We start from the raw sequence: 23,770 nt of genomic DNA on the forward strand, positions 1-23,770 counted from the left end.
TACTTTTAATATAGATACAGGTTAAAGTATAAATAGTAATTCGGCTATTAATTTTTATTTAGCTATGCCTCCCGTAAAAAAAAACTGTATTTACTATAAGTTATAGTAAAAATACATAACATAAGTCTATGTTAAGATATTATTAAAATAAATTTCTATGAAAAAAATATATTATATTCAGTTAATTTGTATTCTTTTATTGAGTGTAATAGTTACTGCTCAAACCTCCGATGAACTTTGGTCAAAATCATCAGTTTTAGCAAAAAAATCTTCAAAAAAAGTAGAGAAGGAGGTATTTCCAAATGAATTTGAGGTATATACGTTAAACTTTGCCCTTTTAAAGAGTAAACTTGAAAATACTTCAAAAAGAAAAGGTGAGGTAGGGAAATCAAAAAAAATAATTAGTTTTCCAAATGGATCAGGAGAATTAGAAAGATTTGAAGTTTTTGAAGACCCACTCTTTGAAGAAAGTTTTCAGTTAAAATATCCAGATATTAGAACTTATCGAGGGAAAAGTTTAGATAAACAGGGTTCAACTGTTTGGTTTTGTGTAAATCCAATTGGCTTAAATTCTTTTATAATGGATCTTGAAAATGGTTCTATAAATATTGAACCTTATACTTCCGATAATAAATCCTATATAATTTATAATAAGAATAGCATACCACATGCAGACTCTTTTGATTGTGGTTATGATGAATTAAATTCAAATATTATACAATCTAAATCAAAGGTGCATTCAAAAAATGCAAATGCAAATGATGGTAATATAAGAGCATATACGCTTGTCGTGATTCCAACCGCAGAATATGCTAATTGGGCTTTAACACAGGGGTATGAAACGCTTCCCGTAAAACATAGAGTGATTATTCAAATGGCATTAACTATCGGAGCTGTTGAATCTATTTACCGAAGAGATTTGGGAATTAAATTCAACTTGATAGATGTTACTAATATGATGTCATTTGATACAAACACTGATGGATTAACAAATGATGACAAATATAAATTACTTGAAGAAACACCTACGCGTATAAATCAGTTTTTATCTCAATCTAATTATGACATTGGACATGTATTTGCTAAAAGTAATTTTGGTGGTGTTGCAGTTAGTGGTGTTTGCCAGCCATTTATAAAGGCTATGGGTGTTTCTGGTGCAAGCAATCCAAGTGGTTCTTATTTTGAAGGTGTAGTAGCACATGAAATTGGTCATCAGTTTGGTGCGAACCATACATTTAATAGTAATGTAACAGGTTGTTTTGAGAATATAAATAATTCAACAGCAGTGGAGCCAGGAAGTGGTACTACTATAATGTCTTATGTTGGGAATTGTTATCCTCATAATGTGCAATCATCAAAAGATAAATACTTCCATTTAGTAAATATTAGAGAAATTTGGGATAATATAACTTCAGGAACTGGTACATGTGCAACTTTGTATTCAACAGGGAATAATCCGCCAATAATTGAAACAATACCTAATTATACAATTCCAATTTCTACACCATTTGTTTTGGAAGCAAATGTTTCAGATGCAAATGAAGATGAATTAACTTATACTTGGGAACAACTAGATGCTGAAATAGTTAGTTCTCCACCTGTATCTACTGCAACTGGAGGGCCTGCATTTAGGTCTTTATTTCCAAGTAGTTCATCAGTACGTTATTTTCCAAATATAAATACGGTAATAAATGGTAATTTGTCAAATACTTGGGAAGTGCTGCCTTCAGTACCTAGAACAATGACATTTGGAGTGACTGTTAGGGATAATAATTCAGATGGTGGGCAAACAAACAGTGAAGAAACAGTAATTACTTTTGCTGAAAATTCAACTCCTTTTAAGGTTACTAGTCAATCATCTAATGTTAATTGGGAAATTGGTTCAACTCAAAATATAACTTGGGATGTTGGTAACTCAAACACTTCTCCAATTAATTGTTCTAAAGTTAATATACTATTATCAACAGATGGTGGTTATACTTTTCCTACAGTATTAGCTTCAAATGTAAATAATGATGGTTCACAAGAAATAATTGTTCCAAATGAATTAACGACTTCAGGAAGATTAAAAGTTGAAAGTGTAAATAATGTATTTTATAGTATCAATACATCAAATATTAATATCATTAATAATGACAGTGATAATGATGGAGTGTTAAATGAGAATGATCTATGTCCAAATTCACCTATTGGAGAAGTTGTAAATTCAGAAGGATGTGCTGAAAATGAAAATAAAGAAACAGGGAAGTTATGGGGTGTTGCTAATTGGGGAGGTGCTTATGGTTACGGTGTCGTATTTGAATTTGATCCTGTTACTTTAGAGTATTTTAAAAAAATAGATTTTAATGGTAGTGGAAACGGGAAATATCCAAGTGGAAGTCTTTTTCAAGCCTCAAATGGGTTGATATATGGGACAACACGAGAGGGAGGTGTTAACGATTCTGGAGTTATATTTGAATTTGATCCAAATTCAGAAACTTATTCAAAATTAATAGATTTTAACGGTGCTGAAAAAGGAAGTTTACCTTATGGAGCAGTTATCGAAGCTTCAAATGGGAAGCTATATGGGATGACTGTGGGAGGGGGTATTTATAATAAAGGTGTTCTGTTTGAATATGATCTTAAAACAAAAATTTATTCTAAATTAATGGATTTTGATGGGGTAAGTAAAGGTGCTCAGCCATACGGGGCTCTATTAGAAATTTCGGATGGAATATTATATGGTATGACAGAAAGAGGGGGTTTAAGTGGTTGGGGAGTAATCTTTGAATATAATATTAAGACTAATTCTTATGTGAAAAAAGTCGATTTTGATAGAGTTAGTATTGGAGGTCTTCCGAGGGGAAATCTCATTGAAGGTTTAAACAATAAGCTTTATGGGATGACGTATTTTGGGGGTGAATATAATTTAGGTATAATATTTGAATATGATATTGTCTTAAATAGTTGTGAAAAAAAAATAGATTTTAACGGTACTGAAAAAGGAAGTAGATCCTATGGTACTCTTGTTAAGGCTAATAATGGATTATTATATGGGTTGACTTATGAAGGAGGAGCGAATAATATGGGAGTTCTTTTTGAATATAATTCTATTTCAGGGAGTTATAATAAAAAGATGGATTTTAATAGAAGTATGGGGAGGTTAATGGAAGAGAGTCTAATGAGGTCGTCAAGTGGTAGATTGTATGGTATGACTTTAGCTGGGGGCGCTAATGATTCAGGGGTGCTTTTTGAATATAATCCTGCAACAAATTTTTATACAAAAAAGTTTGATTTTAATGATGATACTGGAAAATACCCTTCAGGGGATGTGATTGAAATTAAAATATTTGATTCAGATAATGACGGTATAATGAACGATATTGATTTGTGTCCAAATACACCAACAGGAGAAAGTGTAAATGAGACAGGATGTTCAGAAAGTCAGATTGATGATGACGGAGATGGGATAATGAATGATATTGATATGTGTCCAGATACACCAATAGGAGAAGAAGTAGATGAGAGAGGTTGTTCAGAAAGTCAGCTAGATGATGATGGAGACGGTATAATGAATGATGTTGATATTTGTCCAAATACACCAATAGGTGAAGAAGTAAATGAAACAGGTTGTTCAGAAAGTCAGCTAGATGATGATGGAGACGGTATAATGAATGATGTTGATATTTGCCCAGATACACCAATGGGAGAAGAAGTAGATGAAACTGGGTGTTCTCAAAGTCAAATAGATGATGATGGCGATGGTATAATGAATGATATTGATATTTGTCCAGGTACACCAATAGGAGAAGAAGTAGATGAGAAAGGTTGTTCAGAAAGTCAGTTAGACGATGATGAAGATGGTATAATGAACGATGTTGATATGTGTCTAGATACACCAATAGGAGAAGAAGTAGATGAGAAAGGTTGTTCAGAAAGTCAGTTAGACGATGATAAAGACGGTATAATGAACGATGTTGATATTTGCCCAGATACACCAATAGGAGAAGGAGTAGACGCTTATGGTTGTTTATTATTGTCCTATGATAATTTCAAAATTGAATTAACTAGTGAAACATGTCCAAATAAAAATAATGGTAAAATTATAGTCTCTGCCGAGGCTTCATATGATTATGTTGCTACAATTAATGGAATAGATTATGATTTTACAAATAATTTAACAATCAACGATTTAGCACCAGGTAATTATGATATTAGTGTTGTAGTAATAGGGAAAACATCTAAATATAAATATACTGTTGAAATTAGCGAAGGAACAACTATTTCTGGTAAGACAAGTGTATCATCAAATAAAGCTACCATTGAAATTGAGAAAGGATCATCTCCGTATACTATTTTTAAAAATGGAAATGAACAATTTAAAACATATACTTCGTTGTTTTATGTAGATGTGCTTCCTGGGGATTTAATTGAAGTTAAAACAGCTAAAACTTGTGAAGGAACATTTTCAAAAACGATTGGTCTTTTTGAAGGAGTAGTAGCATACCCAAATCCAACAACAGGGAAATTTGAGGTTGCTGTGCCGGTTACTCGAAAAGAAGTTAAAGTTGAATTATATAACATGAACTCACAATTAATTTCCAAAGAGGTCTATCCTGTTGCTTTTGGGAAAGTGGAACTAAGTCTCGAAAATTATCCTTCTGCAACTTATTTAGTAAAGGTTTATTTAGAAACTACAATTACTCTAAAAATACTGAAAAAATAAATTAATACAGTACAAAAAACGGTACAAATAATATTTTATAAATCATAAATATCAGTAAATAAGTAACTTATAAATTTTTAAAAAGTCCTGTCCAGACCGAAAAAAGCATCTCAATTGAGATGCTTTTTTTATGTCTTATATTTTCTGTTTTTTAGGAATCAATCTAGATTAATATCGGATCATTCCTAATTGTTGTGTTTAGGTAAAAATCGTGGTTAATCTAAAAAGAGAGAATTCTACATTTTTAATACCTCTAAATTGAGTTTTAAAAGCTTTAATTGTTGCTTTAAATGATTTGTAAGTGTGTTTGTGTTTTTAGTTATAATATAGCTTAGGATTGATCTATAAATAAGTATAATTGTATTTACGATTGTGGTGAATACTTAAAAGTTTGTATTTTCTAAGTTATTAATTTCTTTGAATAGCTTTTTGGTTGTTTTATGTAACTGATTATATCGCTTCACCTGGAGATAAACTTTGTTTCCGCACAAAAAAAGGATAGTTGTTTCTTTATAAAATTTATTCGCTATTAAAATTGTTCGTATCTATTTTACTGGAGGTGTATTTCGCTCTTCAAAATAAAGGTGTATTATTTTTTTGTTTTTGATGTTCTTTATAAGATTTAAAGTGGTTGATTAAAAATTAAGGAAGAATGTGTTTTAGAAGATCTAGATAATTATCTAAAATTTAGTTTTTAAACAAAAATCATAATTTTAATTCAATTCACTTATAGCTTTTGAGATTGATCTAATTTTTGCTATTTTGTTTAGGGACATGAAAAAACCCTGTAAACAGTTAATTTACAGGGTTTTGTGGTGGTACCTCCAGGAATCGAACCAGGGACACAAGGATTTTCAGTCCTTTGCTCTACCAACTGAGCTAAGGTACCATTGCCTTAGCGGGTGCAAATATATAAGTATTTTTTCTACTAATCAAAACTTTTTTTAAAAAATCTGTCGTATTTTTGAAACTTGATTTAAAAAACAAATGAATTTAATAATAGATATTGGGAATACAAGGATTAAAATTGCTGTTTTTAATAGCGACAAACTAATTTATAATGAAGTAATTACGAAGAATGAATTTGTAAATGTTACGTTAAAATTAGTTGAAAAATTTAATTGTAAAAATGCAATTATTTCTTCTGTAGGAATTTTAAAAAAAAATGAAAAAGATCAAATTAAAGCTAAAATTAATGTGATTGAGCTTAATTCTGATACCAAAATACCATTTATAAATAATTATGGGACTCCAAAAACGCTTGGTGTTGATAGGATAGCTTTGGTGGCAGCCGCAGTTTTAAAATATAAAAATAAAAATGTTTTAATAATAGATGCTGGAACCTGTATAACCTATGATTTTGTAACTAAAGATAAAAAATATCTTGGAGGTGCTATTTCGCCAGGAATTCAAATGCGGTATAAATCTCTTAACACGTTTACAGAAAAGCTTCCTTTATTAAATGCTAAAGAAGGTTTGATAAGCTTAATTGGTGAATCAACAGAAACAAGTATACATTCTGGTGTAATAAATGGCGTTATAAGTGAAATTGATAGTGTGATAGATAAGTATAGAAAAAAAAATAAAGAATTAACTATAGTTTTAACAGGAGGTGATGTTAATTTCTTGTCAAATAAATTAAAAAATGGCATATTTGCCAATCCTATTTTTTTATTAGAAGGATTAAACACAATTTTGACCTATAATTTACAATAAATGATCAAAAAAATAATAGTAATCATAACACTATTTGTATCAGTTGCTAGTTTTGCACAAAAAAATAATGCGTCAGCATACTCATTTTTTGGAATTGGTGATAAAAATAATTCGAATACTGTAGAGCAAAATAGTATGGGTGGAATTGGGGTTTCTTTACAAGATCAATTTCGTTTAAACTTATCAAATCCAGCTTCTCTATCTAGTTTAAAGTTTACTACTTATACTTTAGCTATAGAAAATAAAAATATTTGGGCAGAAGATAGTCAAGATAAACAAAGAGGGGCATCAACATATCTTTCATATTTAGCAATGGGAGTTCCTTTAGGTACACATGCAGGTTTGTCTTTTGGTTTGTTGCCAAATACTTCTGTAGGTTATTCTTTAGTAGCAAATAGTTACGATTCAAGTGATGAGTTAACTGAAGTTTCATTATATAACGGTGAAGGAGGAACAAATAAAGTGTTTTTAGGTTTTGGCTTGCAAGTTTTTAAAGGCTTTAGTGTAGGTTTACAAGGAAATTATATTTTTGGAAAAGTTGAAAATAATATAACAAATCAATTAAAAGATGTTGCTTTAGCGACTAAATATGAAACTTTTTCTAGAATAAATGGTTTTGCTATTAATACAGGTTTTCAATACAAAGCTAAAATATCGGAAAAAATAAATTTACATTTAGGAGCAAATTTTGAGTTAGAAAGTGATGTGGATTCGGATGACGAAGAGTATATTTATTCCTTATCAGTTGCCTCGGGAGAAATTCCAAGAGATACGTTGTTAAGTAGTACTGGTACGAGTGTTTTAAAAGCACCTTTAAAAACTTCATTGGGAATTGGTTTTGGAAAAGAGAATATATGGTATGCTGGTATAGATTATAGTTTTCAAGATGCTATTGAGCTTAGTGGTAATGTATATAGCAACTATTCAAAAGTAGCTTACGATGATTATAGTAAAATTTCAATAGGTGGTTTTTATACACCTAAATTTACTTCAATAACAAGCTATTGGGAAAGAGTAACGTATAGAGCTGGTGTAAAATTCGAGAAGAGTGGCTTAATGGTTAATTCATCAGGTGTTGGAAATGATTTTACAGCAATTGATGACTTTGGCATATCTTTTGGAGTTGGTTTACCAGTTAGTAATCAGTTATCAAACTTAAATGTTGGTTTTGAGTTTGGAAAAAGAGGAGAAATAAACAAAGGCTTAGTTCAAGAAAACTATATAAACTTCAGATTAAGTTTTTCTTTAAACGATAAATGGTTTAAAAAACGAGAGATATTTTAATTAAAAATTTAGAAAATGAAAAAAATGAGACACTATTTAACCTTATTATTTTTAATAGCTTCAATGCCGGTGATTTTTGCCCAAAACAGCCAGGATTGTACTATTAAATATAATCTTTTTAAGGGAGATTACAATGCCAAAAATTACGATAAGGCATATGAAAACTGGATGTGGTGTATGGATAACTGTCCTACGCTAACTGTTAATATTTATAAATTAGGTATTAAAATAGCAGAATATAAACTTGAAAATGCTACAGAAGCTGATAAACCAGCTGCTGAAGAGTTGGTAATGAGAGTTTATACACAAAGACTAGAGCATTATCCTAAAGATAAAGCAGATATTTATGATGATATTGCTACTTTTAAAAGAGAGCAAGGTGCTTCAGATGATGAAGTTTATGAATGGTTAGAGAAAACTTTTGAAGAAGATCCAACAGCTTTATCTGCAAAAAATATATATAAATATTTTGATATTATACTAGTTAAGTATAAAGATACTGATACACAAAAAGTTTTTGATACGTATGATGAAGTTGGTGAAGCATTGGAGCAAAAAAAACAAGATTATACTAAAACTATTGAAGCAATTAACGCTAAAGATTCAACAACTTTAAGTAGTAAAGATGTTAAAAAAAGAAAAGTTTCTCAACAAATTATTACAAATTTAACTATTGTAGAAGGAGGTTTAGATCAAAAATTGGCTGCAATTTCAACTTGTGAAAGATTAATACCTTTTAATAGAAAGAATTTTGAAGCACATAAAACAGATGCGCTTTGGCTTAAAAGAGCAGTATCTAGAATGTATAATAAAGAATGTACTGAAGATCCTTTATATGATCAATTAGTAGAAGCTTATGTGCACGCAGATCCTTCTCCACAAGCTTCTGTATTTTATGCAGGTATTTTATTAAAGAATGGTGAAACTAATAAAGCCATGGAATACTTTAAAAGAGCTGTTGAACAAGAAACTGACGATTATAAAAAAGCAGGTTATTTGTATAAGATTGCCGTAAATTTAAATAAGAAAGGTAGAAAATCTGAAGCTAGAAATTATGCATATCAAGCTTTAGAATTTCAACCAACAATGGGGAGAGCTTACTTATTAATAGCTAGTATGTACGCTTCAAGTGCAAACTCTTGTGGAGACGATGTTGTTTCTAAAAGAATGGTATATGTTGCAGCATTAAATAAAGCTAGGAAAGCAAAATCTGTAGATCCAAGTATTAGTTCGGTAGCAAATAAATATATTAACTCATATTCAAAAAATATTCCTACAACAAAAGATTTATTTGTTGCGGGTGTAAAATCAGGTTCATCTCATAAAATTGGATGTTGGATTAACGAAACAGTTAGAGTACCATAATTAGAATATAAATAATTGGTATATTTGTTCTATGACAAGATCAATTGTATATAAAATTAAAAACATTGCTATTGTATTTTCAGTAGCAATGTTTTTTTCATGTACTAATAGTGCTAAAGAAGTAAGAGATTTTTTAGCAGATAAAAACCTGCCAATTGGCGAAGCTGAAAATATAAATTTAAAGCATACCGACTCTGGTAGTGTAGATATTAAAATGAAAGCTCCTTTAATGTTAGATTTTGCTAATAGGGAAGCGCATCCATATTCAGAATTTCCAAAAGGTATTTTTATAACTACAATTGAAAAAAATGGAGACTCTACTACAATACAAGGTAATTATGCTAAAACATATAGCAAAACCGCTGTTTCTGAAATAAAAGGAGATGTAGTAATTATTAACTATGCTAAAAATAATAAATTAGAAACAACAGAGGTTTTTTGGGATCAAAAAACACATTATTTTTTTACTGAAAAAAGATTTGTGTTTTATACTGCAACAGATACAATATATGGAACAGGGTTTGAAGCTTCTGAAGATCTTAAATTGTGGTGGGTTAAAAATCAAAGTGGAGTTATACAAATTAAAGACTAAAAAAATGAGTAAACTTTGGAAAATATTTGAATACGGTTACTTGGTTATTGCAGTAGTATTTGGAGTAGAAACCGTTTTAAATTGGAATACAGATAGAGAAAAGGCATATTTACTATTACTTTTTTCAATTATTGCTGTTTTTATGTACTTTTTTAGAAAAAGATTTAGGTCTAGAATTGAAAATAGAAAAAAACAATAAATGGAATTTCAAATTGTTATAATTTTAATTTCAATATTACTTTCTGCTTTTTTTTCAGGCATGGAAATTGCCTATGTTTCTGCTAATAAATTTCAAGTAGAACTCGAAAAAAGAAAAGAAGGTTTTACATCAAAAATTTTAACAAGAATTACATCAAAATCGTCTAAATTTATTACAACAATGTTGGTAGGTAATAATATTGCCTTAGTTGTATATAGTTTTTTTATGGGCGAATTTATTACCGGTTTTATACCCGAAAGCACCTTCAACGAATTTACTATTCTGTTAATTAAAACAATAATTTCAACATTAATAATTTTAATCACAGCAGAGTTTTTACCAAAAGCATTGTTTAGAATTTATGCTAATGAAACGCTATGGTTTTTTGCACCATTAGCTTACTTTTTTTATATAATTTTTCATTTTATATCAAGTTTTATAACATTAATTTCAGACTTTTTTTTAAGACTTTTTTTTAACTCAATAACAGATGTAAAACAACCAGTGTTTACAAAAATTGAATTAGGAAATTATATATCTAAACAATTAGAAAATTCCAAAGATTTTGAAGAGGTAGATTCTGAAATACAAATATTTCAAAACGCCTTAGAGTTCGATACTGTTAAGGCTCGTGAAATTATGATTCCAAGAACAGAAGTTGTGGCTGTTGATATTAATGACAGTATTGCAAATCTTAAAGAGTTATTTGTTAAAACTGGTTATTCTAAAATTCTTATTTATAAGGGCTCTTTAGACGATGTTTTAGGTTATGTACACGCTTTTGAATTGTTTAAACAGCCTAAAAACATAAAATCGATGTTATTGCCAGTTGAATTTGTGCCAGAAAGTATGATGATTAATAATGTCTTGAATATTTTAACCAAAAAAAAACGTAGCTTATCGGTAGTTTTAGATGAATTTGGAGGAACATCTGGGGTAATAACTGTTGAAGATATAGTGGAGGAGTTATTTGGTGAAATTATTGATGAACATGATACATTAGAATTATTAGAAAATAAAATAAACGACAGAGAATTTGAATTTTCAGCACGTTTAGAAGTCGATTATTTAAACGAAACCTATAACTTAAATATTAAAGAAGATGAGGCATACGAAACACTTGGTGGTTACATAGTAAATTTTAATGAAGATATTCCAAAAGAAGGAGAAATAATTGAAATAGACAATTTATATTTTAAAATGTTGAAAGTAGGCTCTTCCAAAATAATGGAAGTTTATTTAAAAGTTTTAGATAAAGCAGATTAAAAATATAAAATACTTACTTATAGCCTTTTTTCATACTTAATTATACTAAATTCACTTTCATAATTAAATACTTAATTGTATTTTCGCAAACTGTAATAAAACAAATAATATAATGGCAATTTTATCAAAAATTAGAGATCGTTCAATGTTCTTAATCCTTATAGTAGGATTAGCACTTTTTGCATTTGTACTTGATCCAAGCTCAATACAACAATTTTTCAGTTCAAGTAAGGTTAACTCTATAGGAGAAGTTAATGGTGAAGATATTGATAGAGAGGAGTTTGCGAGTCAAGTTGAAGCATATAGAACGCAAAGTGGTGGTAGAGCTACTCAAATGCAAGCAGTAAATGCTGTATGGAGTGGAATGGTTAGTGAAAAAATATTTGAAGACCAACTTGAGAAAGCTGGAATTGTAATTGGTGAAAAAGATATTTGGGATGCAATGATTTCTTTACAAGAAATTCAAAACTCTCCGCTTTTTAAAAATGAAGCAAATCTTTTTGATGAAGAAAAATTAAAAGAATATATAGCTAATATGAAAGATGATGCTGAGTCTGGTAACAGCCAAGCTTGGATGAATTGGTTAGCTACAGAAAAAAATATTAAACAAAACCTACAACGTCAAGCTTATACATCTTTAGTACAAGCAGGTTTAGGAGCTTCTTTACAAGAAGGAGAGAGAGATTATTTGTTTAATAACACAAAAATGGATGCTCAATTTGTATATGTTCCTTATAGCTCAATTCCAGATAGTTTAGGGTATGTTTCAAAAGATGAAATTCAAAGTTATTTAAATGATAACAAAAATAGATTTAAACCTGAAGCTACTAGAACTTTAAAATATGTAAAGTTTGATATTGTACCTTCAGAAGAAGATGAAGCAGAAGCTAAAAAACTTGTTGAAAGCTATATTGAAGATAGAGAAGAGTATAGTAATGCAGCTAAAGCTACTGTAAAAATTCCAGGTTTAAAAAATACTACTAAATACGACGAGTTTTTAAACGATAATAGATCGGATTTAGCAATTGATAATGGTTATAAATATAAAAACCAAATCTTTGCTGAAATTTCAGATGAAGTTTTTAATGCTGAAGTTGGTACAGTTGTTGGTCCATATAAACAAAATGGATACTACAAAATTTCTAAGCTAGTAGAAACTATTCAAATTCCAGATTCTGTAAAATCTAGTCATATAATTATACCTTTTGCAGGAACAACTAGATCTACTTCTTTAGTAACTAGAGAACAAGCTAAAAAAACAGCAGATAGTGTTTATGCCTTAGTGAGAAATAATAAATCTAAATTTATTGAAATTGCTGACGAAATTAATACTGATGGTACTAAAGGTAATGGTGGTGATATTGGTTGGGTAAGAAAAGATCAAGCTTTTTCACCTTCTTTTGATAAAGACTTTGCAGATTTTATTTATAAAAATAAAGCAGGAAGTATTGATGTAATTGAAACTGCTTTCGGATTCCATGTTATTAGAATAGATGAACAAACTTCACCAGAAAAAGCTGTAAGATTAGTAACTTTTGCTCGTTTAGTTGAAGCTTCTGAAGAAACTGAAAATATTATTTTTGAACAAGCTGAAACTTTAAATGCAAGTTTAACTGAAGGGAAAGATATTGAACAATTAGCTACTGAAATGAATTACAATGTGCAAACTGGTCTTAATTTAAAAGCTTTAGCTGAAACAATACCTGGTTTAGGTGCACAAAGACAAATGGTAACTTGGGCATTTGATGCTGAAAGAGAAATAGGTGATTCAAAAAGATTTGATATTGATGTTTCTGGTAATAGAGGGTATGCTGTTGCAATATTAAGTGGAAAAGTTGAAGAAGATGGTGTTGCTATAAGTTCAGACGTATTAGCTAATATTCGTCCAGAATTAATTGATAAGAAAAAAGCAACCTTGATTAAAAAGAAAATGACAGGTACTACTCTTGACGAAATTGCAAAAAATAGCGGAGTGACTGTTAGAAGTGTATCAGCTGTAAACTTATCTAGTCCTTTAATTTCAGGTGTTGGAAATGAGCCTGCAGTTGTAGGAGCAATGTCTACAATTAAATTAGATGAAGTTTCTGATTTTGTTGAAGGCGAAAAAGGAGTTTTTGTTTTTAAAGTTACTAAACGTGATGCTCCAGTAGATTTAGAAAATTATGACACTTTCCGAAAAAAGATTGTATCACAATTACAAGCTAGAGGAAATCAAATATTTAATGTGTTAGAAGAAACTGCCGATATAGAAGATTATAGAAGTAAATTCTATTAAAAATACATATTTAATTAAATATAAAAATCGTCTAAAATTTATTTTAGACGATTTTTTTTTTTGCTTTAAACTTATTTAAATAACAAGCAATATGTAAAATATTGATATAAGTTTAGCTTTTACTGTAATCAACAACGTTTTTTAATCTATTTCCGAATTCTTGAAGATTAAGTAAAATATTATTTTTTTGCCACAATTTTAAGCTGCCTCTTTCTATAACAAAATGTTTTTATCCTTCTTGTTTGCTACTGAATTCTCTAAGTATTTTCTATTTTTTTAAATATTTTACAATTAAATAAATGTGTTTTTGTAACAGATGCTTGTTAAAATGGTTAAACATCTGTTAAAATCTTGTTTTTTAAGGAGTGAACTATTTAACCAATCAATTGAATTATATAACCAAGTCTCTTGTAATTGTTATGTGTATTTTTGGTTGTTGTGATTAATAACATAAAACAATCATAACATTAACTAAACAATAATTAAATAATTTTTTTTAAAAACTACAAATTATGACACAATTAATTACTTCGCTTTTATTACTCAAACAATTAAACTTAATGTTTTGGCAATAATTTGCTAGAATATTTATAAGAGGGCTATTAACGTTTTCTTAAAAAAGAACATCACACTAAACAAACAACAAATTTTATGAAATTTTAAACCTATGCGAATAAAACAAAAACAAATTTATTTATTCCTAACCTTAATGGTTTTAATGGGAGTTAATCAGATTTTATGGTCTCAAAACACCCAAGTTACAGGTGTAATAACAGATAGTGAAGGTTTGCCGTTACCGGGTGTTACTATACTTGAAAAAGGAACTCTAAATGGAGCAGCATCAGATTTTGAAGGTAATTATCAAATAAACCTTTCACCAAACAGTATTTTAGTCTTTAGTTATATGGGTTTTGATACTAAAGAAATAAAAGTAGGAAATCAAAAAGTAATCAATATTGTTCTAGAATCTAGTTTAATGGGTTTGGAAGAGGTTACAGTAGTAGCTTATGGTAGACAAAAGAAAGTAACGGTTACTGGAGCAATTAGTTCAATAGATTCAGAAGAATTAGCTAAATCACCAGCTGCAAATGTTGCAAATTCCTTAGCGGGAAAAGTAACTGGTTTAGCAACAGTTCAATATTCTGGACAACCAGGAGCAGATGATCCAAGTATTTATTTACGTGGAGTTGCTACATTAACTGAAGGAGAATCACAACCATTAATGATTGTTGATGGAGTAGAGCGTTCATTTATGTCTCTAGATCCAGAAGAAATAGGAAGTATTACAATTCTTAAAGATGCATCTGCAACTGCAGTTTATGGTGTACGTGGAGCTAATGGGGTTATAATAGTAACTACTAAAAGAGGTTCGGAAGGTAAAGCTAAAATATCGGCAAGTTTTTCTAGAGGGATACAACAGCCAACTAGATTGTTAGATTTTGCAGATAGTTATACGTATGCACAACGTTATAATGAAGCTCAGTTAAATGATGATCCAAATCTAGACCCGAGTCAGCTTAAGTTTTCACCAGAAGCTATTGAGGCATTTAGAACAAATTCAAATCCGTTAATGTATCCAAATACAGATTGGATGGATTACCTTTTAAAACCTACAGCAAGTCAATCTAAAGGAAATTTAAATATTTCTGGAGGTACAGATAAAGTAAAATATTTTGTGTCTTTAGGGATCTTAAATCAAGATGGTTTATTTAAAACATATGACTCTCAATACGATTATAACTTTTCTTTTCAAAGGTATAATTACCGTTCTAATATAGATATTAAAATTACAGAAACAACTAAGTTAGGCGTTACTATTGGAGGTCAAGCAGGTGTTACAAATAGACCAAATACGAAAAATAGTTTTAACGAACTTTTTAGAGATATTTATTGGTCTGTTCCATATTCAGGACCAGGTATTGTTGATGGAAAATATGTATTATCAAGTCAACTCTATATTCCGGGAACTAAAAAAGATGGTTTAGCTCCTTTTTATGGTCAAGGGTATTCAAATATTTTAAATAATAAACTAAATCTAGATATTGACTTAGAACAAGAAATTGGTTTTATAAAAGGATTAAAATTTAGAACAAAGTTTGCTTATAATACGAACTATACACATACAAAAACTAGAAATTCATCATCAGCTAGCTATGAACCTGTGTTTTTAAGAGATATAGATCCTTCTGCCGATCAAACTAGTGATGAAATTGTATATAGAAGAAGTGGTTCTGATGGTAATTTAACTTACGGAGAATCTTACGGAACAGGAAGAAACTGGTATTTAGAAGGAGGTTTTAGTTATAGTAATAAATTTGGAGGCCATAATGTTGGTGGGTTGTTACTTTACAATCAACAAAAAACTTATTATCCTTCACAATATACAGAATTACCTAGTGGATTAGTTGGTTTAGTAGGGCGTGTTACGTATGATTTTGATAATAAATATTTAGCAGATGTAAGTATAGGTTATAACGGATCAGAGAACTTTGCTAAGGATAAGCGATTTGGGTTTTTCCCAGCTTTTTCAACTGGTTGGGTGCTTACCAATGAGGAGTTTATGCAAGAACAATCTACACTTGACTTTTTAAAATTACGTTTTTCTTACGGATTGGTAGGGAATGATAGAATTGGAAGTAACCGTTTTTTATATCTACCAGATAGTTATAATTCAGCAAACGGAAATTATAGTTTTGGCTATAACAACCCATCCAATCAACAAGCTGCTAGTGAAGGACAAATTGGAAATTCAGATGTAACTTGGGAAACTGCAGAAAAGCAAAATTATGGTATTGAATTAAAACTTTTTGAATCTAAATTAGGCTTAACCTTTGATTATTTTATTGAGAATCGTACAGATATTTTAACATATAGAGGAACAGTTCCTGGATATGTAGCTTACGATCTTCCAGCTGTAAATATTGGAGAAGTAGAAAATAAAGGTTTTGAAGTAGAACTTAAATGGAATCATCAATTAACCGATAATTTTAGGTATTGGGTTAATTCAAACGTATCTCATGCTAAAAATGAAATTATTTTTATGGATGAAATACCGCAATCTGAAGATTATTTATACAGAACAGGAAAACCTGTAGGACAGCCATTTGGGTATGTTTTTGATAAATTTTATAATGATACCGATCCAGGAAATGATGAATTACCAAATCATCAATACGATTTAAAACCGGGAGATATGGTGTATAAAGATTTAAATGCAGATGGTGTTATTGATCAAAATGACCAAAAGGCAATCGGTTATTCTGTATATCCACAATATAGTTTTGGTATAAATGCAGGATTTAATTTTAAAAACTTAGATTTTTCTATGTCTTGGGTTGGTGCCGCTAAAACTTCAAGGTTTTTAGGTGATACCTATAGAACTGCTTTTGGAGCTACTTTAGACCGTTCTTTATTGCAGTATATGGCCGATGAACGTTGGACTCCAGAAACTGCAGATACAGCAACTTACCCTAGAATGACATTAACAGGAAGTTCTAACAATACTAAAAATTCAGATTTTTGGTTACGAGATGCTTCTTATGTACGTTTAAAAAATCTTGAACTTGGATATAATTTTAAATCAGCTTTCTTAAAAAATATGGGGATTAATAATTTAAGAACCTTTATTAACGGAACCAATCTTGTTACTATAGATAAATTAGATATTGCAGATCCAGAATCTAAAACAGCAAATGATTCACAATATCCATTAACTAAAGTATTTAATTTAGGAGTAAAATTAAGTTTCTTATAGGATATAAAGTTTATAAAAATTATTAAAAATAATAGTATGAAACTAAAAAATATAATATACATCGTTGCTATACTAGGACTCATTTTAAACAGCTGTGAAAAAGTTCAGTTTGGAAATGAATTTCTAGAAAAAGAACCTAGTGTAGATGTTACAAAAGATACCATTTTTAATTCATTAGAGTTGTCTGAGCGTTATTTATGGGGTGGATATGCTACATTACCTTATGGGTTAAATGTAAATTGGTCTGCAAAAGGAAATAAATTAGGGATGGATCTTTTAGAGTCCTTATCAGATCTTGGCCATAGTTACCTCGGTTGGGGTGGTCCTAATAAATTATACTATAATGGTCAGTATACAGCCGCTACAGAAAATTCAGCTAATAACTCAAAATATAATTATACAAAAGAAGAAAGTTGGGAAGGTATTAGAATTGGTTGGAATTTTGTTGAAAACGCAGATAAAATCCCAGATGCTTCACAAGATTATATTAATCAACTAAAAGCTGAAGCAAAAATGATTATTGCTATTCATTATGTAGATATGTATAGAAATTTTGGAGGTTTACCTTGGGTAGATCACGCATATACTCCTACAGAGAATACAGATTTACCTAGGTTAACAGCAAAAGAAACTATGGATAATATAGTGGCACTTTTAGATGAGGCAATTCCTGCACTTCCTTGGACAATTGAAGATGCATCTAACTGGGATGGAAGATTTACAAAAGCTTCAGCTATGGGACTTAAAGCAAGACTTTTATTGTTTGGCGCAAGTCCGTTATTTAACAATGCGGTACCTTATCTTGCTGGTGAAGCTTCAGACAGTAAATTAACCTGGTTTGGAGGTTACGATGCTAATTTGTGGACAGAAGCTGCACAAGCAGCAAAAGAACTTTTAGATGCTGTTGAAAATCAAGGCGGTTATAACCTAATAAACACAGGAGATCCAAGACAAGATTTTCAAGATGCTTATTATCAACGTAATAATCATGAAATATTAATTAGTACAAGAGTTCGCTATAAATCTGGAGGGTATTGGTCTGGAAATTATTATTTCTATCAAAGTTCTGGAGGCTATGGTTCTGGATTACCAACTAAAAATTATGTAGATATGTTCCCTATGGCAGATGGAACTGCAATTGATGCTTCAGATTCAGGTTGGGATCCTAACAATCCGTGGGAAAATCGTGATCCTAGATTATACGAAACAGTTTTGGTAAACGGAGACTCTTATCAAGGACGTGAGGCAGAATTATGGGTTGGTGGTAGAGAACGTAAAAATTTAAACGCTTCAGGTTTTAAAACTGGTTTTGGTTTAAGAAAATTTTTATTAGAAAGAAACAATGCAACGTCTTTAAATTCAGTTGTGCAATGGCCTTATTTACGTTTAAGTGAAATTTATTTAAGTTATGCCGAAGCCTTAAACGAAGCAAATTCAGGACCTACTGTTGAGGCATATGCAGCAATAAATAAAGTACGTAATAGAGTTGGGTTAAATAACCTTACTACAGGTTTATCTCAAGAACAATTTAGAAAAGCTGTTTTAAACGAAAGAGCTTTGGAATTAGGTTACGAAGAAGTGCGTTGGTACGATCTTATTCGTTGGAAAGATGAAGATAGTTTTACTAAAACTTTATATGGTGTTAACACCAATAAGGCAAGTGATGGTTCTTATACATATGAAACATTTGAGTTGCCAGAGCGCTATTGGAAAAACAACTTTTCACCAAAATGGTATTTAAGTGCTTTTCCACCAGATGAGATTAATAAAGGTTATGGATTGGTACAAAATCCAGGATGGTAATATACAATTTGAATAAACTAATCACTATCAAATGAAAAAATATAAAATAGGAAAACTAAGTTATGGAACTTGGAAGGATAACTATTTAAGTAGTTTCACCTTTATTTATTTCCAAAATTTATTGCAGAAAACAAATAAAAAGATTGTGAAAATTAGCTGCATGCTAGCATTATTGTTATCGTCTCAACTAATTTTAGCACAATCGGATGCTATAAAAATTACTGTTATTAACGATGATGGAAAACCTTTTTCAGGCGTTAATATAGAATCACTTACAAATTCAGATGTATCTGTTGTAACAGACGATTTTGGAACAGGAATTTTAAATATGGAATCTCAAGGTTTAATTAAATTAACTTTTAGCGATATGCAAAAGGTAATTAATATTAAATCTAAAACAATTACTATTCAGTTAGGGAAAACAGATAAAAACTTAAATCTTGGATACGGAATTTCAAAACCAGTAGACGAAATTACTTCATCTATAGATATTGTATATTCCGATAGGTTAGAAAAAAGTTCATTAAATAATCCTTTAGAAAGTCTTTATGGAGAACTTTCTGGATTGATGGTGCTTCAAAATGCAGGAACACCTTGGGAACGAAGTCCTAGTATGTATTTAAGAGGTTTAGGAACCCTTAATGATAATGCTATTCTTGTATTAGTAGATGGTTTTGAAAGAGATATGGCTTCATTAGCTTTGTCGGATATTGAAAGTGTTTCTGTTTTAAAAGATGGAGCAGACCTAGCAAGATACGGACAAAGAGGAGCTAATGGGGTAATTTTGGTTACAACAAAAAGAGGAGCATATAATTCTTTTAAAATAAATGTTTCTTACGATAAAGGGATCAACTTTGCAGCTCGTGAACCTGATTTTTTAGATTCTTATAATTATGCAAGAGCAGTAAATCAAGCAAGTATTTTAGATGGTAATGAGGCTGTATATTCCGATTTGGATTTATATGGGTTTCAAACTGGTGAAAATTTAACCTTGCTTCCAAATGTAAACTGGTTCGATGAAACTTTAAGAGATTTTGGAAGTACAACTAATGTAAGTGCTAGTTTTTCTGGAGGTGGAGAAAAATTAAAATATTTCACATCTTTAAATTACCAAAATGAAAGAGGTTTATTTGATAATACAACCTTTGATGATCGTTATGATAGTCAGTTAAAATATGACCGTTTTAATTTTAGAACAAATTTGGATATTGATTTAACAAATACTACAAAGTTTATTGTTAATGTAGCTGGACATATAGATGGTAGAACAGAGCCTGGAGCAGGTGTTAGTACTATTATGAATGCAATTTATAGTGTGCCTTCTTCGGCATTTCCAGTTAGAACACCAAATGGAGAATGGGGAGGAACAGCGTATTATGATAACAATCCTGTTGCTTTAGTTTCTTCAACAGGTGTACTGCAACCTAATGGTAGGCAAATAATGATTGATGGTAAAATTACTCAAGATTTAAGTGGGTGGTTAAAAGGTTTATCGGCTGAAGCTGCTTTGGCTTATGATAATGAAGTTAATTATTCGGAGAGTAAAAGTAGAGATTTTTTATATGAGAGTTTATCATTTACTCGTAATCCTTTAACAGGTGCTATAAACGATACAATAGCAACTATTTTTGGTAGTGAAACCGATTTAAATTATTCAAAAGGGTTTAAAAATCAACTTCGTCAAGCTTCTCTATACGGTAAATTAAATTACGACACTTCTTGGGAAAACAGTAACTTAAATACATCGTTAATGTATCAACAAGAAAAACGTGTTAAAAATGGTCAATACAACACATATCTTCGTCAAAATGTTATAGCATCAGCAAGTTATGGTTATAAAAATAAATATTTTGTAGATGCTGTGCTATCTTACAGTGGAAGCAGTGTTTTACCTGATGGAGATCGTTTTGGATTGTTTCCAGCAATTTCTGCAGGTTGGGTATTAAACCGTGAAGATTTCTTAAAAGATAATAAGTCCGTAGATTATTTAAAAGTACGCGCATCTTGGGGAATGAGTGGTAACAATATTATGGATCCAAACCTTTACGAACAAGCTTTTGGTAGTGGAGGAGGTTATTATTTTAATAATAACAATAGTAATCTTGGAGGTATTAGCGAATGGCGTTTAGCAACTGATAATCTTACCTACGAAAATTCTATTAAGAGTAATTTAGGTGTTGATATGGAGTTGTTTGGGAGTCTTTCTATAACTCTTGATGCTTTTTATGATTTACGTGAAAACATTTTAGTAGCTACATCTGGAACAATTCCTTCGTTAATTGGTGTAAACACTGAAATAGCAAATGAAGGGGAAGTTAAAAATAAAGGAATTGAAACTTCACTTTTATGGAAAAGTAATGCGGGTGCATTTAATTATTATGTAGGTGGTAATTTTACATTTGCAAAAAATGAAATTGTAAATAAAAATGAAGAATTTCAACCATACGATTATCTAAAAGAGACAGGAAATCCTATAGGGCAACAATTTGGATTAGAAACATTAGGTTTTTTCGAAAATCAAGCAGATATAGATGCAAGTCCTCAACAACTATTTTCAAATGTACGTCCAGGAGATATTAAATACAAAGATCAAAATGCCGATGGTGTTATAGATGATTTAGATATAGTTCCTATAGGATATGCTAATGTTTATCCAGAAATTTATTACGGTATTAATTTAGGGGGAGAATATAAAAGATTTGGTATTGATCTACAATTTCAAGGAATTGCAAATCAAACAGTTTATTTAAACACTAAAAGTGTACATATCCCTTTACGTGGTAATACTAATATTACTAATTTTTCTGCAAATAGTTGGACTCCAGAAACTGCAGCAACAGCTACATTACCAAGGTTATCTTTATTAGAAAGCGAAAATAATTATAGAAAAAACGATATCTGGTTAATTAGTGGAGACTACTTAAAATTAAGACGTTTTGAAGTGTATTATAAACTTCCAGAACAATTAATTAGTAAATTAAATATATCAAAAGCCAAATTATATGGACGTGGAATGAATGTGTTTAGCATTGATAATACTGGAGATGTTGACCCTGAATCTTTAGGGGTTAGTTATCCATCACTAGCATCGTACCACGTTGGAATTAAATTAGAATTTTAAAAAAAGGACTTATGAAGATACTAAAATATATAAATTATCGACTATTTGCATTATTGTTTTTGGCAATAGTTAGTTGCGACTATTTAGAGTATGATGAAACCTCATTTAATCGTAAAGATGATGTGTTTACAGACTTTAGCCGTTCTAAAAGTTTTTTAACAAACATATATAGTTATTTGCCAACAGACTTTAATAGTGTAGATGGAGCAATGCGTTCTTCAGCTACAGATGAAGCTGAACATGTATTAGATTTATCGGATATTCAAAGATTTAATGAGGGTAGATATAGCGATTTAAGACCTATAGATAATGTGTGGGGAAATATGTATTCTGGAATTAGAGCTGCCAATATGTTTATTATTGAAACTGAAGGCGTTGAGTTTTTAGAAGATCAATACAATGAAAGTTATGCAGAAACTATTGAGCAGTTTAAAAACTATGCATATGAAGCACGTTTTTTAAGAGCTTATTTTTATTTTGAATTAGTAAAAAGATATAAAAATATACCACTTATTACCGATGTGTTAACTTCAGAAGAAGCTATAAATGCAACTCAAAATAGTTTTAACGAGGTTGTAGATTTTATTGTTAGTGAATGTGATGCAATTGCAGAAGAATTACCTGTAAATTACGAAGGTTTTTCTTCAGTTGGGGAAACAGGTAGAGCTACAAAAGGAGCTGCATTAGCGTTAAAAACACGTATGTTACTTTACGCTGCAAGTCCTTTACATAACACAGCTAATAATACAACTTTATGGGTTGATGCGGCTGAAGCTGCTAAATCTGTATTAGATTTAGATGCGTATACTTTAGAAGGTAATTATGCTGATATTGTAAACAATTATCTAAGTTCCGAATTAATTTTTGAACGTCGTCAAGGTACTACAAATGGATTTGAACAAAGAAATTTCCCAATAGGTTTTGAAGGAGGAAACACCGGAACTTGTCCTACACAAAATTTAGTTGATGCATATGAAATGCAAGCTACAGGACTTTCAATTATGGATCCAGCCTCAGGTTACGATCCAACAAATCCTTATGCTGGTAGAGATCCAAGGTTAGCACAAACTGTTCTTGTTAACGGTGCTGCCTGGAAAGGTAAAACTATAGAAAGTTTTGTTGGAGGTTTAAATGGCGCTCCAATTGTAAACGCAACTAAAACAGGGTATTATCTTAAAAAATATGTAATTGAAGATATAAATTTAACACCTACAAATACAACAAGTAGAGAACATACTTGGGTGTTATTTAGACTTGGTGAAGTATTATTGAATTATGCTGAAGCCATGAATGAGGCCTATGGACCTGAAAATGCTTCAACTTATGGAATGACAGCTTTAGATGCTGTAAATAAATTAAGAGCTAGAGTTAATATGCCAAACTTTCCAAGTGGTTTAAGCCAAAGTGAATTCCGTGAGAAATTACAGAACGAACGCATGGTAGAATTAGCTTTTGAAGATCACCGTTTTTGGGATGTTAGAAGATGGAAAATTGGAAATGAAACTACAGACATTTATGGGGTTAAAATTACTCGTGATGCTGTAAGTAATACTTTTAATTATCAAAAAAGTTTAATAGAAGTTAGAGCTTTTGAAGATCGTATGAATTTATATCCTATTCCTAAATCTGAAATAAATAAGAATTCAAATTTAGTTCAAAATACAGGTTGGTAAAAGCGATAAATACGTTA

The 23,770-nt window shown here is 30.4% G+C and carries 12 protein-coding genes and 1 tRNA gene; 12 read left to right on the forward strand and 1 reads right to left on the reverse strand.

Annotation, left to right across the window (positions count from 1 at the left end):
• Nucleotides 1-157: 157 nt before the first annotated feature.
• A complete protein-coding gene (locus tag MHL31_RS14420; protein WP_240226652.1) occupies nt 158-4,705 on the forward strand; it encodes a choice-of-anchor tandem repeat GloVer-containing protein in 4,548 nt (1,515 codons plus the stop codon).
• An 813-nt stretch (nt 4,706-5,518) separates the two neighbouring features.
• Here MHL31_RS14420 and MHL31_RS14425 read toward each other — a convergent pair.
• Nucleotides 5,519-5,594 (reverse strand) — tRNA-Phe (locus tag MHL31_RS14425).
• A 98-nt stretch (nt 5,595-5,692) separates the two neighbouring features.
• On the opposite strand from MHL31_RS14425, the gene MHL31_RS14430 reads away from it, so the two are divergent.
• The 11 genes from MHL31_RS14430 to MHL31_RS14480 all read left to right on the forward strand — a co-directional run bounded on the left by MHL31_RS14430 (nt 5,693) and on the right by MHL31_RS14480 (nt 23,753).
• Complete coding sequence (locus tag MHL31_RS14430) at nt 5,693-6,421, forward strand: type III pantothenate kinase (protein ID WP_240226653.1); 729 nt, start codon at nt 5,693-5,695, stop codon at nt 6,419-6,421.
• On the forward strand, nt 6,422-7,705 hold the full coding sequence (locus tag MHL31_RS14435; RefSeq protein ID WP_240226654.1) for a hypothetical protein: 1,284 nt from the start codon (nt 6,422-6,424) through the stop codon (nt 7,703-7,705).
• A 15-nt stretch (nt 7,706-7,720) separates the two neighbouring features.
• Complete coding sequence (locus tag MHL31_RS14440; RefSeq protein ID WP_240226655.1) at nt 7,721-9,070, forward strand: lipopolysaccharide assembly protein LapB; 1,350 nt, start codon at nt 7,721-7,723, stop codon at nt 9,068-9,070.
• Nucleotides 9,071-9,101: 31 nt separating this feature from the next.
• On the forward strand, nt 9,102-9,662 hold the full coding sequence (gene lptC / locus MHL31_RS14445; protein WP_240226656.1) for an LPS export ABC transporter periplasmic protein LptC: 561 nt from the start codon (nt 9,102-9,104) through the stop codon (nt 9,660-9,662).
• Between the two features lie 4 nt (nt 9,663-9,666).
• Nucleotides 9,667-9,861: a hypothetical protein gene (locus MHL31_RS14450; protein ID WP_240226657.1), complete on the forward strand. Its 195-nt coding sequence runs from the start codon at nt 9,667-9,669 to the stop codon at nt 9,859-9,861.
• On the forward strand, nt 9,862-11,127 hold the full coding sequence (locus MHL31_RS14455; RefSeq protein WP_240226658.1) for a hemolysin family protein: 1,266 nt from the start codon (nt 9,862-9,864) through the stop codon (nt 11,125-11,127).
• A 112-nt stretch (nt 11,128-11,239) separates the two neighbouring features.
• Nucleotides 11,240-13,402: a peptidylprolyl isomerase gene (locus tag MHL31_RS14460; RefSeq protein ID WP_240226659.1), complete on the forward strand. Its 2,163-nt coding sequence runs from the start codon at nt 11,240-11,242 to the stop codon at nt 13,400-13,402.
• Between the two features lie 667 nt (nt 13,403-14,069).
• Nucleotides 14,070-17,156: a TonB-dependent receptor gene (locus MHL31_RS14465; RefSeq protein WP_240226660.1), complete on the forward strand. Its 3,087-nt coding sequence runs from the start codon at nt 14,070-14,072 to the stop codon at nt 17,154-17,156.
• A gap of 36 nt (nt 17,157-17,192) precedes the next feature.
• Nucleotides 17,193-18,959, forward strand: coding sequence for a RagB/SusD family nutrient uptake outer membrane protein (locus tag MHL31_RS14470; protein WP_240226661.1), 1,767 nt, complete (start codon nt 17,193-17,195; stop codon nt 18,957-18,959).
• A 31-nt stretch (nt 18,960-18,990) separates the two neighbouring features.
• Nucleotides 18,991-22,080: a SusC/RagA family TonB-linked outer membrane protein gene (locus MHL31_RS14475; RefSeq protein ID WP_240226662.1), complete on the forward strand. Its 3,090-nt coding sequence runs from the start codon at nt 18,991-18,993 to the stop codon at nt 22,078-22,080.
• An 11-nt stretch (nt 22,081-22,091) separates the two neighbouring features.
• Complete coding sequence (locus MHL31_RS14480; RefSeq protein WP_240226663.1) at nt 22,092-23,753, forward strand: RagB/SusD family nutrient uptake outer membrane protein; 1,662 nt, start codon at nt 22,092-22,094, stop codon at nt 23,751-23,753.
• Nucleotides 23,754-23,770: the final 17 nt, after the last annotated feature.

It is taken from the genome of Lutibacter sp. A80, assembly GCF_022429645.1.
In the GTDB taxonomy this organism is placed as follows: Bacteria; Bacteroidota; Bacteroidia; order Flavobacteriales; family Flavobacteriaceae; genus Lutibacter.

Excerpts from the sequence above, each read along its gene's own strand:
- MHL31_RS14420 (WP_240226652.1), top strand. The coding sequence starts at position 158 with ATGAAAAAAATATATTATATTCAGTTAATTTGTATTCTTTTATTGAGT.
- MHL31_RS14430 (WP_240226653.1), top strand. The coding sequence starts at position 5,693 with ATGAATTTAATAATAGATATTGGGAATACAAGGATTAAAATTGCTGTT.
- MHL31_RS14435 (WP_240226654.1), top strand. The coding sequence starts at position 6,422 with ATGATCAAAAAAATAATAGTAATCATAACACTATTTGTATCAGTTGCT.
- MHL31_RS14440 (WP_240226655.1), top strand. The coding sequence starts at position 7,721 with ATGAAAAAAATGAGACACTATTTAACCTTATTATTTTTAATAGCTTCA.
- lptC (WP_240226656.1), top strand. The coding sequence starts at position 9,102 with ATGACAAGATCAATTGTATATAAAATTAAAAACATTGCTATTGTATTT.
- MHL31_RS14450 (WP_240226657.1), top strand. The coding sequence starts at position 9,667 with ATGAGTAAACTTTGGAAAATATTTGAATACGGTTACTTGGTTATTGCA.
- MHL31_RS14455 (WP_240226658.1), top strand. The coding sequence starts at position 9,862 with ATGGAATTTCAAATTGTTATAATTTTAATTTCAATATTACTTTCTGCT.
- MHL31_RS14460 (WP_240226659.1), top strand. The coding sequence starts at position 11,240 with ATGGCAATTTTATCAAAAATTAGAGATCGTTCAATGTTCTTAATCCTT.
- MHL31_RS14465 (WP_240226660.1), top strand. The coding sequence starts at position 14,070 with ATGCGAATAAAACAAAAACAAATTTATTTATTCCTAACCTTAATGGTT.
- MHL31_RS14470 (WP_240226661.1), top strand. The coding sequence starts at position 17,193 with ATGAAACTAAAAAATATAATATACATCGTTGCTATACTAGGACTCATT.
- MHL31_RS14475 (WP_240226662.1), top strand. The coding sequence starts at position 18,991 with ATGAAAAAATATAAAATAGGAAAACTAAGTTATGGAACTTGGAAGGAT.
- MHL31_RS14480 (WP_240226663.1), top strand. The coding sequence starts at position 22,092 with ATGAAGATACTAAAATATATAAATTATCGACTATTTGCATTATTGTTT.